The organism is Actinoalloteichus fjordicus, assembly GCF_001941625.1.
Taxonomy (GTDB): Bacteria; Actinomycetota; Actinomycetes; order Mycobacteriales; family Pseudonocardiaceae; genus Actinoalloteichus_A; species Actinoalloteichus_A fjordicus.
The window spans coordinates 893858-909222 of sequence record NZ_CP016076.1 but is presented as its reverse complement, the minus strand read 5'-3'; the positions used below and the strand labels follow the sequence as shown (position 1 = coordinate 909222).

Below are 15365 nucleotides of genomic sequence, written 5' to 3'. Positions count from 1 at the left end.
GCCGGACGACGGCGCCTGCGACGCGCTCATCGGCCGCCGCTCGGCCTCCTCGACCTGCGGTCCCGCCCGCCACCGGCGGCCGACCGACCGCCTGTCGATCGGTGATCGACGGCCGGCGGGACGGGAGCCGCTCGGCTGAACGGACGAATCCCTGGTCACTCGCCTGGACGCATCTCACGAACCGCCTCCGCAGCCGCAGAACGCGCGATAACGTCAACTCCGGAGTGGTCAGACACGTCTGTCCTCACGTGGAGATGGCCATGACGGGGCCTGCGGATCGGCGCGCCCGGTTGGAGGCTCGCAACGCGGCCGTTCGCGACCAGGTCGATCAGTTGATGGGTCAGCTGCGCAGACAGACCGATCAACTGCGGGAGGCACAGGCCGAGGCGGCGGCGGCCAGTGCGAAGGTCAGCTCGCCGGACGGACTGGTCACCGCCACGGTCGACGCGAGCGGCACGCTGACCCGCCTGGAGTTCGCGCCGAGCGCCTTCGCTCGCAGTACTCCCGAGAAGCTGGGCCGGACCGCCACCGAAATGGTGCGACAGGCCTCGACGCAGGTCGGGCAGCGCGTCGCCGAGATCATGGCACCCATCCAGGAGGGCACCCCCGACCTCGCAGACCTGGTCGAGGGCGCTCCGTCGTTCCGCGACCTGGTCAGTCCCTTCACCCGGCCGGGCACCCAACAGCCGGAATCGGCCCCGCCGCCGACGAGTCCCCGCCCCGCGCCGCCTGCTCGTGACGAGGTCGACGACGAGGCGCCGCAGAGCTGGCTGACCGGAGGCGACACCCGATGAGCGGCGGCTACGAGGTCGACCCCGCCGCGCTGCGGACCGCTGCGACCGGTTTCACCAGCGCCTCCGACTCGTTGGAGACGGCCCGTGGCAGCCTGGAGAACGCGTTGAGCGCCGAGGGGAACTGCTGGGGCGACGACGAGGCGGGCCAGACCTTCTCCACCGAGTACGTGCCGAACTCCGAAGGCGCGCTGGAGGCCTTCGTCAGCCTGGTGACGGGCCTGGCCGGCCTGAAGACCAATCTGGACGCCTCCGCCGACACCTGGGAGTCGATGGATCAGGAGAGCGCCGACTCCTTCCGGAGCGGGACATGACCGCGCCTTCCGTCGGGCTTCCCGACGGCCCGTACGGCGTCTGGCGTGGTCAGGTGTTCCGGGTGGCAACGGCGGGACCCGGCCGCGTCGTGCTGACCATCCTCGCGGGCGATCCGGTGCCTCCGGGCTTCCAGGCGAGATCGAGTGGCCGCGTGGTGGGCAAGGTCGCGACAGCCGAACTGACCGAGCGGTTCTCGCTCAGCACCTACTGTCTCGTCGACGGCGAGCGCTACCTCGTCACGGGCGAGGACGACGGCAGGCTCCGGCTCTCCTGGACCGGCAAGGACGTCGTGCGCGCGCGGGAACTCGGCCTGACCGTCTACGAACGCACGGGGTTCTTCGGCTCCGCGACGCAGGCTCAGCTGACCACGTTGTGGCAGCAGCGGACCGAGACCGGTCGCGCCGAGGCCGTCCCGGGCCCGGACAGATCCGAGGCCGCGCTGCGGCACGCCGTCGCGACCGCCGTCGCCGCCTCCGCTGCGCCGCCGTGGCGGGCGGTCGACGTCGAGTTCCGCCAGGTCGGCGGGCACGGTGAACTGACCTGTCGCAGCGTCGACGAGGACGGCACCATCCGCTTCTTCTCACCGCAGGCACCCGTCGGACAGGCGCTCACCGAGCTCCGCGAGCTGTCGGCGGAGACGGGCCGGGGCGCGTGGCTCGCGGCAGGCCTCCGCATCCGACCGGACGGGAGCCTGGCCGGGCTCGCCTTCGACGACGAGACGACCTGGCACTCCCCGCCCTCGGCCGCCTCCTTGGATGCCGAGCTGGCACGCCATCCCCACCCGGCGGGGGCCGTGCCCCTGTGGTGGCGAGCGCTGGCCGACGGCCGAGCAGGCCCGAACCACTGAACCCGACGGCGCGACGAACGTCGCACGCCGCCCCGTCCGTCTCAACCGGGCCTTATGCCGTCCGGAGCCGCCGCCACCGGGCTCACTCGCTCCGACTCGCTGTCCACTCGGCCTGCTGCGGCCCGAAGACACTAGGTGCATCCCATGGGCATGGAACGTTCCGCCGGTGCCGGTGCTACTCGACGCGAATCAACGGTTCGGCGACGTGGTGCCCGACCCCGATCCGAATACCTGGTATCGAGCGGAGATCCAATTCGAGGACGCCGACGGCGACCTGCGCACCAGGCCTCTCGGTGACTTCTTCGTCGGCGACGTCGACCCGGAGACCGGCACGGCCAGGCTCGAATACGTCAACGCCACGGTGCCCAACGAGAGCCTGGGACGCAGTCCCGACGCCTACTTCCCGCCAGAGGGAGCCACCGGGCCGGTCCTGGGGGCCATCGACCTGACGTTGGACCCTGGAGTCGTCTACGACGTGGCCGACGGCTACGGCAATCAGCGATTCCGCACCGACGACGTAGCCGGGCCGCCGCCCGCCGTCACGTGGCACGACCCGGACACCCCGAGCGCCGACGCCCCCGATGTCCCTCTCGAAGGTGCACCGGACGACGCATCGCCGGCGCCGTCGTCACCATTCGCCGCGACGCTGACCGAACAGTGGAACCGGGAGTCGGCATCTGGACGTACTTCGCCGCACTCTTCACCTACCCCGGCACCTACTCGGTCAAATACGACCGAGAACGCGAACCTGACTGGTTCGACTATCCGACACAAGAGGACTTCCAGACAGAACTCGCCTACTACCCACGCTCGGCTGATGCCACCCCCAACTGGCTGCAACGCGGCGCCACGGAAGAACAGCAGGCCCTGCCGACGATCACCAAATCGAAGCTGTTCGACGGGATGACTCCCGAACGGAAACCCGTCATCACCCGACCCCCGGTTCCCGCCGAGGAGGTGCCCGCAGTACTGGCCTACCTGCGAACAGCACCGACGATTCAGGTGGTCGAGAGCGGCGGATTCTACGATCTGCTCGCCGCGAAGAAGGAATTGGTGCCCCGCACCGTCGCGCGAACCGACGGGGCATGGGTATGGCTCTCCTCAGTGGCCTACTACCTGGAGAAGTACGGCGTCGCGCCGGACCCCGGCCTGATGGCGCACATCCGCGCCAACGGCTTCCAGGTCCCGGCGGAGGTCCCGGAAACCAACCTCCGGGTCGCCTACGCCGTGATCACCCAGGAGAAGGTTCGACGCCACCGCCTCCCCACGTCACCAGAGATCCAGACGTACCTCGCCGAGGTCGCCGCAGGCAAGGCCGCCGCCACGCCGAGTCAGTCCTTCGACTTCTTCCAGGCTCGGGTGTTCGACGGTCGGGCCGACGACGGCGCCCCTGTGGTGCACCGCGAGCCGCTGACCTCCGAAGAGAAAGAACGGGTGATCGCCTACCTCGTCGCGGGGCAGGTCGTCCTCTCCGGCCGGGGCCGAGTCCCGGACCAGCTCGACCCAGAACAGCCCCGCCGAGTCCCGGTCGCCTGGCTCACCGACGGCACCTGGCTCTGGCAGCCTGCGGTCCGGTACTACCTGGAGAAGCACGACCTCGCACCCGACCCCGCCTTCCTCGCCCACATCCGCAGGCACCAGTACCAGCCGCCCGCCGTCACCGAGGAGATCAAGCAGGCCGCGGCCCGCGCGGTGGCACCGAACCCGACGGCGAGGCCTGCGAGGTCGGACTGAGACCGCGATCCCGGCGGTGCGGTGATCGCCGCGCCGTGCAGCGCCCGAAGACCCGGCTGTCTGCTCCGTGGGCCGAGCATGACGTGACTGCCCGCGGGGAGTACGGGGCCAGGAGTCGGTCCGGGTTCGGCTGTTTCGGGGTCGAGCCGGGCCGGTGCGCGTCAGGTGAGGGCGGCCGGGTCCGGGCCGAGGCCCCGCCACGTCGACGGCGATGCCCTGCGCTGTGCACCGCTGTTGTCAGGGTGGGTGGGTGGCGGCGGACAACGGGCGGCGCCAGGCCAGGCCACATCGGGTCGATGTCGTGTCGGGTCGCGCCCGCGCCGTGTCGGATCGCGCCGAGTCGGATCGGATCGGGTCGGATCGGGTCGCGCCGACGGCGGACGACTGAAACAGCGGACGTCAGGCCGACGGGGACGGCACGCCTGCGCAGATCGTCGGCCGCTTCGTCGCCGTGCGGCCCCGAATGACGCGGTTGATCACCGTGGACTGCCCGGTGGGCTGGGCAGCCGACGGTGCTCTGTGCGGCTGCCCGGCAGGCCGAAAATCGATTGGCCAGCTCCGGAGCCCCTGTTACCGTCCTCGCCATGGGTTGCTTCAACGCGCTGACTCGGCTGCGCACGGCCTGACGGCGGTGCGCTTGCTGTTCACCTGAGCCGGATGTCCGCCAGGTGCAGTGATGTCGTCTTCATCCTTGCCGGGCCGCTCTCGGCCCGCTGCCAGGACTCCCCGCCGTCGTGCCGCGTCGTCTTTCCCTGCGCGCGACAGATCGACTCAGCATCGGTGTGTCGCGCGACGCAGCCACCGAATCGGGATCCCATGTCGAAGCACAACCCCCGCCTGCCCGGCCGCCATGAACTCGGCCAGAATCACCTTGTCGACGACCGGGTCATCTCCCGCATCGCCGAACTGATCCGCGCCGAAGCCCCCGGCCCGGTGCTCGAACTCGGCGCGGGCGACGGCGCACTGACCAATGCCTTGATCAGCACCGGGCGATCGGTCACTGCCGTCGAGATCGACCCGCGTCGAGTACAGACCCTGCGCAGGCGGTTCGGCGACCGAGCCGAGGTCGTCCACGCAGATCTGTTGACCCATCAGGCCGCCTGCCCAGGCCATCACATCGTGTCCAACGTCCCGTTCCACCTCACCACGCCGCTGCTGCGCAGACTGTTGGACCTGCGTGACTGGCGGACGGCCGTCCTGCTGTTGCAGTGGGAGGTGGCGCGGAAACGCGCAGGCGTCGGCGGCACCACGATGCTCACGGCGCTGTGGTGGCCCTGGTACGAGTTCACGCTGGCCGGCCGGGTACCCGCCGCCGCCTTCCGCCCGATACCCGCCGTCGACGGCGGTCTGCTGATCATGCGGCGCAGGGTGGAGTCGTTGGCACCAGGCGACGAGCGCTCGGATTACCAGCGGCTGGTGCGGTCGGTGTTCACCGGCCGGGGCACCGGCCTACGCGGCATCCTCACGCGGCTGGCCCCGGAACCCCTGGTCAACCGGTGGCTCCGCAGCGAAGGATTCACCGGGGCGGAGCTCCCTCGGCGGCTGTCCGCAGAACAATGGATCGGTCTGTACCGGGTGATCAGCACCGACGACGGGTCGGACACCCTCGCCAAGCGGCTCCGCTCGAACCGGGGACACACCGCAACGATGAAGCCACGACGGCAGTCAACCCGCCACTGATCAGACTCGGTCGGCTCCTCGGGATGGCCTGGTATCAGCCGTCCCGAGGTGACTGCCGGGAACAGATACCCGCTCGGCGGGGCCCCACCCGGCCGGCTGCCGCTGCCGTCGAGGTGGAGCGGCCTCCTGGACAGCACCCGGCTGCCGGGCCGCAAGCCGCCGAAGGCGGACCGATGGTCACGGCTCCGACCAGACGTCCCCGATCGGTGGCCACCTGCCTCCAGACGTCCGACGGACGGGTCAGGCGATCTCGACCATGGCAGTACCCGCGCGGCCCATGCGGCGGATGCGTCGCGCCGGGCAGATCGGACCTGACGACGGGACCTCGGCACCGGCCGGCCTCGCCGCACCGAACAGCAGGGTGCAGGGAGCTGTGGCCGCCCGACCCACTGCGTCGGCCCAGCGCGAGCGACCGTCGTCAGCCTGCGATTACGCCACATCGTCGCGCTGTCACACCGGCTGGCTGACCGGCGTCTCGTGGTCGACAGGACGCCGCGCACACGATCCGCGATCGAACGCCATGCCACCGGCGGAGAAGAGATCATGGACTGCCGCGGACCTGTTCGCCGACCGACTCGCCCCCGAACACGGCGCCGAGATCGGCAACACCGTCGGCTGGTGGTGGCGCACACCGGGCGCCCGGCCTGCTGCACGATCTCCGACACCTTCTCCGCACGGGCTGATCTCTGCGGGGTAGGACATCGTCAGGGTCCACCGGGCGCTGGGTCGACTCGACGCGCCCATCACTCTGAACACCGACGCGCAGCGGTGGCCGACCGCAGCGGACCACATGCCCGGCAGCGTAGGCCGCGCTCGGCGCCGTTCTCGTGAGCGCTGCCGAACGGCCGACGAATGCGACCGACCACTAAGCCGGTGACCAGCGGAGATCGGCCTCAATCAGACGTTGAATCGGAACTCCACGACGTCGCCGTCGGCCATCAGATAGTCCTTGCCCTCCATCCGGACCCGCCCCGCGGCCTTCGCCTCAGCCATCGATCCGGCGGAGATTAGGTCATCGAAGGAGACGATCTCCGCCTTGATGAAGCCCCGCTCGAAGTCGGTGTGGATCACGCCGGCCGCCTGCGGAGCAGTCCAGCCACGGCCGATGGTCCAGGCCCTGGCCTCCTTGGGCCCGGCGGTGAGATAGGTCTGGAGCCCGAGGGTGTGGAAACCTGCGCGCGCCAGCGAGTACAGGCCGGGTTCGGTCTGGCCGATCGACTCCAGCAGCTCGCGTGTCGACTCCTCGTCCAGCTCGAGCAGTTCCGCCTCGACCTTGGCGTCCAGGAAGACCGCATCGGCGGGGGCGACCATCTCCCGCAGTTCCTTGATCCGCGTCTCGTTCGTCAGCACCGCCTCGTCGGCGTTGAAGACGTAGAGGAACGGCTTCGCGGTGAGCAGGCTCAGCTCACGCAGCTCAGCGAGGTCGATCTCCGCCTGAGCGGAGAACAGAGTTCGGCCCGCATCCAGGATGTCGCGGGCCTGCTGTGTCACTGCGAGGGCAGCCCGCCGATCCTTGTGGGTGCGCGCCTCCTTCTCCAACCGGGGCAGCGCCTTCTCGACCGTCTGCATGTCGGCCAGGATCAGCTCGGTGTTGATCGTCTCGATGTCGTCGGCCGGGTCGACGGTCCCCTCGACATGCACCACGTCCGGGTCGTCGAACACCCGGATGACCTGGCAGATCGCATTCGCCTCACGAATATTGGCCAGGAACTGGTTGCCCATCCCCGCGCCTTCGGACGCGCCCTTGACGATGCCCGCGATGTCGACGAAAGAGACGACCGCCGGGACGGTCCGCTGCGAAGAGAAGATCTCCGCGAGCCGATCGAGCCTGGTATCGGGCAGCGGCACCACGCCGACGTTGGGTTCGATGGTGGCGAACGGGTAGTTCGCCGCCAGCACCTCGTTCTGCGTCAGTGCGTTGAACAGGGTGGACTTGCCGACGTTGGGCAGACCGACGATGCCAAGGGTGAGACTCACGACAAGCGAGTGTAGAGGCGGCCCGGGAGTGCTCGTCGTCACCAGGGCATCCAGCGCCGGGCCGGCGGTCGGGCGAGCGCCGAACCGGCGGTCGAGCGAGGCAGGCAGGCGAGCCGGGAAAGGCATGTCATACGGGGCCGACGAGGCAAGATGGGCGAAGGTCGATGCGGTCCAGGGCGGGGCAGAAGAGCGAGCGGGCCGACCCGTCAGAACCGAGCCGGCCGACCTCTGGCAAGTCGAGTTACGCCGGGCCGACCCGGCCGGATCGAGCTACGCACGATCGAGCCGAGCCGGACCGACCCCGCCAGACCCAGCCCAGCCCAGCCCAGCCGGATCCAACCCAGTCGGACCGTTCTGCCAAGCCAGCCAGAATCGCATCGAGTCGGGCTGGCGCAGTTGGGCTGAACTGGGCTGAGCAGCGCCTCGGTCTAGTCACCGGGCCGGGATCGTCCCACTGCTACGCGTCTTTGCAGGTCCGGTCAGCGCTGACCGCAATCGGCATCGGCATCGGATTGGCATTGGCATTGGCATTGGCATTGGCATTGGCATCAGTCGAGACCAGGATCAGTCGGCGCGGATGTCCGTCAACACCGACATCCGTCAACACCGACTTTCGCCGGCTCCAGTCCGTACCGACGCCAGTCACACCGATGCCAGTCACAGCGATGCCCGCCAGCAGCAACACCGACACTGATCGACGCCGACGCCGACGCAGCCGATCACCGATCACCGATCACCGATCACCGATCACCGATCGTGATCGACCTGGCGGTCCCGGCGGCCAAGTCCCCGTGCAAGCAGGACCAGCAGGACCATGCCGCCGACTGCCACCGGAACGGAGATCGCCGCACCGCCGACCTCGTGCCGTGTCGTCGGTACCGGCGGCCACACATCGCCCGAGGTACGCAGCACCTCGATCTGCCCGCCGACCGTCGTGGCGTTCTCAGCCGTCACCAGGTAGAAGCCCTCATCCTCCGGACAGGCCAGCCAGTTTCGGACAGCCGGCTCGCCGGTCGCCGTGCCGCCGAGCGCGCGATCCTGCACTTCGACCGTGCAGGCCTCCGGACTCCCCAATGCCTCCGTGCCCAGCCGGGCACCGTCGACCGTCAACACCACGAGCGCCCACGCCGCCCAGACCAAGGCGATCGGGCCCAACGGCCACCGTCTACCGCCTGCGGCCAGCAGGATGCCCACGGCGAAGGCAAGCACCCCTCCCATGCCGAGCGGGGTGAAGGCGGTGGCCACCGCGATCGGCCCCGACGACGCGGCACCCCACGCCGTCACCACTCCGATCACCATCGCGACGAGCCCACCTGTCGCGAGCAGCGTCCCGACTCCCCGGCGAGGTCGCCCCAGAATGGACCGCGTTCCGTCCACGATGCGACCTCGTCGTCCGCTGCCTGCCGTCGTCACGTCGTCACCGTCTCTTCTCGTGTCAGGCGGTCTCCATCTCCAGGGTGGACCCCGTACGGGAACGACGCACCCGCAAGCGGGTCGGAATGCGCTGCCGCAACTCCTCGACATGGGACACGAGCCCCACTATGCGCCCGCCCGCGCGGAGTTCGTCGAGCGTGTCCATCACGAGGTCCAAGGTGTCGGGGTCGAGGCTCCCGAAGCCCTCATCGACGAACAACGTGTCGAGAAGTGCGCCTCCCGTCTCCGCCGCGACGACATCGGCCAGGCCTAACGCCAGGGCCAGTGAGGCCAGGAACGACTCGCCCCCGGAGAGGGTCTTCGCCGGGCGCGCTCGGCCGGAATAGTCGTCGACGACATCCAGCCCGAGGCCGCCCCTTTTTCCTCGGGCACCTCCCGCATCCGAATGCACGAAGGAGTACCGGCCCTGGCTCATCCGTTGCAGCCTGCGGGTGGCCGTCACCGCCACCTCTTCGAGCCGAGCGGCCAGCACATAGGACCGCAACGACATCTTCCGGCTGTTCTGGCCGCGCCCGTTCACGACATCGGTCAGGGCCGAGAGGGTCGCGAAATCCGACTCCACCGGCGCGAGTTCTCGGGCAGCCTCGGTCCATCGCGCCGCCAGCCCGGCCAGTTCCTCATCGGCCGCCTCGGCCGCCCGCAACCGGGCGACGGCCTCTTCCGCCGTGCGGCGCGCACTGTCCGCCACTGCTGTCAGGACCTCGACGTCCGGAACCTCGGCGGTCTCGGCCTCGTGGAGCGCCGGATCAGCAAGCTCGGCGCGCAACGCTGTCTCCTGCCGATCGACGGACCGCAGGGCTTCGTCGAGTCGGGTCATGGCGGGCTCGTCGCGCGATGCCGCCAGGGCATCGTCCACCCCGTCGAATCCCGCCTGTGCGACCGCCGCGCGCAACCGATCGCACCGATCGCGCAGTCGCTCCGCCGGCTCGACGGCAGCGACGGTGCACTCGGCTAGCTTGTCGACGACCTCGGCGGTCGCCAGCAGCACCCGCCGCCGCGCAGAGACGTCGGGAAAGCCGGCCGCAGCCGCCGTGAGCCGGTCGGCCCGCTCGGCGATGAGTTGCTCCAGGTGCTCCACCCTGCTGCGAACCGAACCAAGCTCGCCCTCGACCGTCAATCGATCGCGATGCAGTTCAGCCGACTCCTGCTCCAGACGATGCAGGAGATCAGCTCGCTCGCTCTCGCGGGCCGCCAGGTCTACGGCGACAGACAGCTCCGTCGCGGCCTCGTCCAGTGCCGTGGACAGCTCCGGCTCGCTGCGGCAGGCAAGCTGTTCGAGGATCGTGTCCCGCGCGAGCAGCTCGGCCTGCACACGCGCAGAGGCCGCCTCCCTGGCCAGCGCAGCCTGGTGTTCTGCGTCGACGGCCGTCTGCTCCTGCAGCTCGGTGACCAGGGACGTGTGCTCGGCAGGTGCCGGGTGATCGCGCGAACCGCACACCCCACAGGGCCCGTCCGGCACCAGTGCCCCCGCCAGCTCGGCAGCCATTCCTGCCAGCCGTCGATCCCGCAGATCGAGCAACAGCTCACGCGCGATCTGATGAGCGTCGACGGCGTCCTGCCCGGCCTGTCGAGCCGCGACCAGACGCTCCTCGGCCGAGGGCAGTTCACGTGCGGAGGCACACAGCCGGGTCAGTTCGTCATGTCGTGTCCGGAGCCCGTCGAGGGCAGCCGAGGCGGCCGTGGCCTCGGCCAGCTCGCGCCGCGCCTCATTCAACTCGGTGGGCAGCTGCTCGGCACGACGTTCGAGTTCGGCGAACGCCTTCTCGGCCTGGTCCCGGTCCGAGAGGGCCTCGGCCAGCCGCAGCCGATCCGGTTCCTGACGCTCGGCTTCCGCGACCAGCCCGGCCAGCCTGCCCGACTCCTCCCGACGAGCGGCCGCGAACGCGCGGAGATCCGCCGCCGAGGACCGGTCGGCAGGACTCTCATCCTGGTCGACGACGAAGGCATCCGAACAGGACCGTTCCACCGTCGTCTCGTCGGGCCGTACCGATGGGACGAGTTCCGTGACCGAGGCGTCGCCTGCGTTCTCCGGCCACGTGGCGGCGACGGCGCGGACCTCGTCCTGTGCCGCCGCGACCCTCTGACGCCGATCGTGCAGGTCGGTCGCCGCCCGGAGTCGCTCCTGCTCCTCGGCGGCGACCGGTGCGGCCCGGCGAGCATCGGCGAGCTCCTCAGCCCACGCCACCCGCTCGTCGTGCCGCTCGGCGAGTTCGTCCAGCCGGGCGAGGAGTTCTCGTCGACGAGCGGCAGCGGCAGCCTGGCGCGCCCCGTCGACGGCCGCCTGTTCCGCACGTCGCCGTCGGTCGGCGGCGAGCCGTTCCGACTCTCCTGCCTCATTCCGTTCTTCGACGACTCGCCCCCGCACCGCGTCCACCCACGCAGCCACCGGCTCGTCGTCCTGCGGCGGCTCCGTTCCCGCCGCCTGAGCTATCCGGGCGACGAACTGCTCCACCCCTCGGCGTGCCGTCTGCACGTCCTGGTGTCGCGCCGTGCGCCGTTCGCGGAACCAGCGCTCGGTGTCGGCGAATCGCTGAGTGCCGAAGAGCTGTTCCAGCAGCTTCTCGCGATCCTCGGTCTCAGCTCGCAGGAACTGGGCGAACTCGCCCTGCGGGAGGAGGACGACCTGGAAGAACTGGGTGTAGGTCATCCCGATCAGCCTGCCGACCGTCCTGGCCACCTCGTCGATCCGGCTCAGACCGTCCGGGGGGTAGCCGACGGGCACGCTGCCGAGCCAGCCAAGCGACACCTTCGCCTGCACTGTGGTCGTGCCGGAGCCGCGCTTCTTAGGTCGCTCGAACTCGGGACTGCGAACGATTCTGATGCGATGTCCCTGGATAGTGAGCTCCAGTTCCACTCTGGTCGCGACGGTGTCCGCAGCATGATCACATCGCAGCCTGCGTACCTGGCCTCTCGCACCGGGAACCTGCCCGAACAACGCGTAGGCGACGCCGTCGAGCAGCGTCGTCTTTCCTGCGCCGGTCTCGCCGTGCAGGAGGAACAGGCCGTCCGCGCTCAACGCATCGAAGTCGACGTGCACCGTGCCCCGATACGGGCCGAACGCCGTCATCGCCAACCGATGAAGCCTCACGATCGCACCTGCTCTCCGCCGACCGAATTGAATGCGTCATCGAGCAGCCGCAGCTCGACCTCGTCGGGTTGCGCGCCTCGGCAGTCGGCGACGAAGGAGGCGGCGAGCTCCCGATCGTTCTTGCCTCGGACGGCCTCGGAGTAGTGCAGCCCGGCATTCACCAGCCCGCCCGCAGGCTGCCAGTCCAGGTGCACGGCATGGGGAAAGCGCTCCTGGAGCCGTCGCATCGGCTCCAGGGGGCGAACGCGATCAGTCAGGGTGACCGAGAGGTAGCACTCGGCCAGGGCCTCGTGTTCCGGGTCCGCCAGCAGATCGTCGAGCCTGCCCGTCAGCATCGCGAGTCTGCGCGGAACCGGCAGTTCATGTCGGCGCACCTCGCCGAGCCCGTCGGCGTCGAGGTCGACGAGCCACACCGACTTGCGGTGTGCCCGCTCGGAGAACGAGTACGCGAGTGGACTCCCCGAGTAGCGGAGTTCTGGTCGCAGGGTCTGCGGTCCGTGTAGATGGCCCAGTGCGACGTAGTCGATTCCCGCGAACACCGACGCGGGCACCTGCTCGACCCCGCCGATCGCGATCTTGCGCTCCGACTCGCTGCCCTGGCCGCCGGTGACGAATGCGTGTGCCAGCACCACGGATCGCACTCCGGGACCACGAGCCGAGAGATCGGCGGTGATCCGTCGCATCGCCTCGGTGAGGACGCCGGTGTGGCCTGCCTCGATGCGCCGCCCGTCGAGCTCCATGCTGTGCCGGGCCGGGTCCGGGTCCAGGTAGGGAATTCCGTAGAAGGCCACCGCTCCGTGCTCGTCGTCGAGGACGACGGGAGCGTCCAGCCCGGAGATGCGGGTCCGCAGATGCAGCCCGCCTGCCGCGGCGAAGTCCGCATACGCCCCCAGTCTGGGAGCCGAGTCGTGGTTTCCCGGAGTGAGCACGATGGTGGCGCCCGCGTCCCGCAGTGCCGCGAGGACGTGGTGACAGACGCCGACCGCCTCGCCGGACGGCACGGCACGGTCATAGAGATCGCCCGCGATGACGACCACGTCGACTCCTTCCGCCCGCACCAGTTCTGCCAGTCCTGCCAACACATCCCGTTGATCGCCGAGCAGATCTCGACCGTGGAACGTACGGCCGAGATGCCAGTCGGAGGTGTGGAGGATGCGCATGCCGTCACGCTAGAGGCCGTCGGCGCGCAGATCACTCTCAACCCCCGAGATCCACTCGAACGTGTGTTCGACAGTCCGATCACGAGCATCCACCACCTCGGGTGGGCCATGATCGGTCCAGGACGACTTCGTCCACTCGGGACGAGACCGGCAGGAGGTTGGACATGTCCGCAGTAGTGATCAGCACTGCGGCGATCGTGCTCGCGCTGGCTCTCGCGGGCGCTCTCGCCCTGGTGTGGCGGCTCTACACCGACAGCGTGCGGCGCACCGATGCCGCGATGGACATGGTGGGCGCGGAACGGACCAGATCCGCAGAGCACCAGGCGGCGCTGCGCCGTTATGAGGTCGCGTTCGCCTCGATCAGCGGGCGAGGCGAGTTGGGCGAGCAGATGCTCGTTGAGACGGCCAAGGCTCTGGGCCTGCGCGAAGGTCTGCACTTCACGGTCCAGACCGACCTGGCGGGCGGCGGCTCGGCACGGCCCGACCTCGTCCTCTCGGTCGGCGACGGCAGGCAGGTCCCGGTCGACGCCAAGACCAGCCTGGCCTGCTGGGTGGAGGCGGTCGAGACCGACGACGCGACGGAGCGGGCCGACGCACTGCGCGTCCATGCCCGCAACATTCGCGCCCGCGCCGCCGAACTGGCAGGACGGGAATACCAACGCTGGGCCGACGCCATCTACGGGGCGATCATGTTCGTCCCCTCCGACGCGGCCGTCGTTGCCGCTCTCGACACCGACCCGCACCTGCTGCGATGGCTGCTCGACCGCCGGGTATTCCTGTGTGGTCCGACAGGCTTCGGCGTGCTGGCCTCCGCCGCACTGTTCTCGGCCACGGAGCGCGCCTTGGCCGAGGACGTCGAGCAGGTCCGACGTCAGGCCGCTGCGGCGCACCGGTCGGCGGGTGCCGCCGTCGACGCGGTCAATCTGTCGAGCACCCATCTGCAGAGATTCCTGTCCGCGCGGAGGAGGGAGCTCGACGCACTGGAGGGTTTCAGGGCCGCCACGGAGCCACTACAGGAGGCGGCAGCCAGCCCCACGGGGCTCGCCTCCGTCCGGCGAGACGAGACGGTCGCGGCCTTAATACCAGCCGAGCGGCAGTCGCTGCCCGAGCCGTCGCACGAACCGATCGGCGCCAATGGAGACGACTGATGAATCTGGACTGAACGGCCAAGGACGACATTCACCCGACCTGCCCGGATGGTGAACTCGCCAGTCCGACCGAATCCATACGGTGAACAGATTACGGTGGACGCCGTGAGCGCCTCCCGCGACCGTGAACAGCTGCTGTCTGCCGACGAAGAGCCGACAGAGATCCCTTGGGCCGAGCGATCGGCATTCCGCGACTCCCGAGGGATCACCTGGTGGATGGCGATCCTGGTCGCGCTCGGGTCCACCCTGATCGGCACCCTCGTCGACGTGCTGTTCCTTGACGGGCCCCGGCTCGTCTCCCAGGTGATCTACGCGCTCGGCTGCGTACTTGCCGTGGCGCTGGTTCAGCGGCAGAGCCTGTTCGGGCCGATCGTCCAGCCGCCCCTGATCCTGGGGGTGTCACTCCCGCTGATCCTGTGGTTGACGGGGAGCTCCGCCGGCGGCGGCATGGCGGGGATGGTCCTGAACCTGGGACTGCCACTGATCGACGCCTTTCCGGTGATGGGAATCACCACCGTGCTCACCGTGGGGATCGGGCTTGCCCGTTACTTTCTGCAACGAGAGCCGCTGCTGGACGCAGAGGACGAGTCCACCCCGGTCAGGAAGAAGACCGCCGACGCCCGGAAACGACCCACGAGGAAGTCTCGGACCGGCGCGGACCGGTCCGACGAGTCCCGCCGAGAAGGAGGAGCACGGTCCGCAGGATCGAAGTCGAAGGCAGAAGGCAGGCCGCGGCCGTCCTCAGAGGCACGGGCAGCCGGACGGTCCGCGAGTGCGGCGGGCGCGGCGCCGAAGGGCGCTCGCGCATCTTCGGACAAGGCGGGCGTGCCCCGGCGACCGAGCCGCCCGGCCAGGCCGCGCGATGATGAGCCGGGGGAACGACCCGCTGGGGAGCCTCGCTCGTCGGCACCCCGCCGGACGAGTGCGGCGGGCAGGCCGCAGGGCAGTCGGACAGCTCGGCAGGAGCCCCGTACGGGGCGGCCCGCACGCGCGCCTCGGGAGCCCGACCAGCCCGACGCGGCAGGCGGGCGGGCCAGACCAGAACCTCGGCGACGGCAGCCCCGCCGCCGAGATGACCTCGACGACTGATCTGATCCGACCATGGCCGAACCGCCTGCCTGCGCTGATCGACGACCAGCCAGGCAGGCGATCAACCATCACAACCAGCCGAGAGTCGGTCCGATCAGACCG

The 15365-nt window shown here is 69.7% G+C and carries 12 protein-coding genes; 7 read left to right on the top strand and 5 right to left on the bottom strand.

The window, feature by feature from the left end; translation table 11 throughout:
• Nucleotides 1–260: 260 nt before the first annotated feature.
• The 5 genes from UA74_RS04265 to erm all read left to right on the top strand — a co-directional run bounded on the left by UA74_RS04265 (nucleotide 261) and on the right by erm (nucleotide 5367).
• Complete coding sequence (locus tag UA74_RS04265; protein ID WP_075743385.1) at nucleotides 261–794, top strand: YbaB/EbfC family nucleoid-associated protein; 534 nt, start codon at nucleotides 261–263, stop codon at nucleotides 792–794.
• Nucleotides 791–1105 carry a WXG100 family type VII secretion target gene (locus UA74_RS04260; RefSeq protein WP_075739097.1) on the top strand — a complete coding sequence of 105 codons (315 nt, stop codon included), beginning with the start codon at nucleotides 791–793 and terminating at the stop codon, nucleotides 1103–1105. Before UA74_RS04265 ends, UA74_RS04260 begins: the two co-directional genes overlap by 4 nt.
• Nucleotides 1102–1953 carry a hypothetical protein gene (locus UA74_RS04255; RefSeq protein ID WP_075739095.1) on the top strand — a complete coding sequence of 284 codons (852 nt, stop codon included), beginning with the start codon at nucleotides 1102–1104 and terminating at the stop codon, nucleotides 1951–1953. Before UA74_RS04260 ends, UA74_RS04255 begins: the two co-directional genes overlap by 4 nt.
• A 657-nt stretch (nucleotides 1954–2610) precedes the next feature.
• Nucleotides 2611–3687, top strand: coding sequence for a hypothetical protein (locus tag UA74_RS04245; protein WP_075739093.1), 1077 nt, complete (start codon nucleotides 2611–2613; stop codon nucleotides 3685–3687).
• Nucleotides 3688–4503: 816 nt separating this feature from the next.
• Nucleotides 4504–5367 carry a 23S ribosomal RNA methyltransferase Erm gene (gene erm, locus UA74_RS04240; protein ID WP_075739091.1) on the top strand — a complete coding sequence of 288 codons (864 nt, stop codon included), beginning with the start codon at nucleotides 4504–4506 and terminating at the stop codon, nucleotides 5365–5367.
• A gap of 897 nt (nucleotides 5368–6264) precedes the next feature.
• On the opposite strand, the gene ychF is transcribed toward erm, so the two are convergent.
• The 5 genes from ychF to UA74_RS04210 all read right to left on the bottom strand — a co-directional run bounded on the left by ychF (nucleotide 6265) and on the right by UA74_RS04210 (nucleotide 13026).
• Entirely contained in the window at nucleotides 6265–7344 is a 1080-nt protein-coding gene (gene ychF / locus UA74_RS04230) for a redox-regulated ATPase YchF (protein ID WP_075739087.1), read from the bottom strand.
• Nucleotides 7345–7801: 457 nt separating this feature from the next.
• Nucleotides 7802–8029 (bottom strand): hypothetical protein, encoded by a 228-nt coding sequence (locus UA74_RS04225; RefSeq protein WP_157442150.1) that lies wholly within the window; start codon nucleotides 8027–8029, stop codon nucleotides 7802–7804.
• Nucleotides 8030–8091: 62 nt separating this feature from the next.
• A complete protein-coding gene (locus tag UA74_RS04220; protein ID WP_157442149.1) occupies nucleotides 8092–8643 on the bottom strand; it encodes a hypothetical protein in 552 nt (183 codons plus the stop codon).
• Between the two features lie 136 nt (nucleotides 8644–8779).
• Nucleotides 8780–11866 carry an AAA family ATPase gene (locus UA74_RS04215; protein ID WP_075763824.1) on the bottom strand — a complete coding sequence of 1029 codons (3087 nt, stop codon included), beginning with the start codon at nucleotides 11864–11866 and terminating at the stop codon, nucleotides 8780–8782.
• On the bottom strand, nucleotides 11863–13026 hold the full coding sequence (locus UA74_RS04210) for an exonuclease SbcCD subunit D (RefSeq protein WP_075739079.1): 1164 nt from the start codon (nucleotides 13024–13026) through the stop codon (nucleotides 11863–11865). The genes UA74_RS04215 and UA74_RS04210 overlap by 4 nt, the downstream gene beginning before the upstream one ends.
• Before the next feature lie 164 nt (nucleotides 13027–13190).
• Between UA74_RS04210 and rmuC the strand changes: the two genes are divergently transcribed.
• Nucleotides 13191–14174: a DNA recombination protein RmuC gene (rmuC, locus tag UA74_RS04205; protein ID WP_075739077.1), complete on the top strand. Its 984-nt coding sequence runs from the start codon at nucleotides 13191–13193 to the stop codon at nucleotides 14172–14174.
• A gap of 105 nt (nucleotides 14175–14279) precedes the next feature.
• Nucleotides 14280–15263 carry a DUF6542 domain-containing protein gene (locus UA74_RS04200; protein WP_157433985.1) on the top strand — a complete coding sequence of 328 codons (984 nt, stop codon included), beginning with the start codon at nucleotides 14280–14282 and terminating at the stop codon, nucleotides 15261–15263.
• Nucleotides 15264–15365 lie beyond the last annotated feature (102 nt).

Excerpts from the sequence above, each read along its gene's own strand:
- UA74_RS04220 (WP_157442149.1), bottom strand. The coding sequence starts at position 8,643 with ATGGTGATCGGAGTGGTGACGGCGTGGGGTGCCGCGTCGTCGGGGCCG.
- erm (WP_075739091.1), top strand. The coding sequence starts at position 4,504 with ATGTCGAAGCACAACCCCCGCCTGCCCGGCCGCCATGAACTCGGCCAG.
- UA74_RS04260 (WP_075739097.1), top strand. The coding sequence starts at position 791 with ATGAGCGGCGGCTACGAGGTCGACCCCGCCGCGCTGCGGACCGCTGCG.
- UA74_RS04210 (WP_075739079.1), bottom strand. The coding sequence starts at position 13,026 with ATGCGCATCCTCCACACCTCCGACTGGCATCTCGGCCGTACGTTCCAC.
- UA74_RS04255 (WP_075739095.1), top strand. The coding sequence starts at position 1,102 with ATGACCGCGCCTTCCGTCGGGCTTCCCGACGGCCCGTACGGCGTCTGG.
- rmuC (WP_075739077.1), top strand. The coding sequence starts at position 13,191 with ATGTCCGCAGTAGTGATCAGCACTGCGGCGATCGTGCTCGCGCTGGCT.
- UA74_RS04265 (WP_075743385.1), top strand. The coding sequence starts at position 261 with ATGACGGGGCCTGCGGATCGGCGCGCCCGGTTGGAGGCTCGCAACGCG.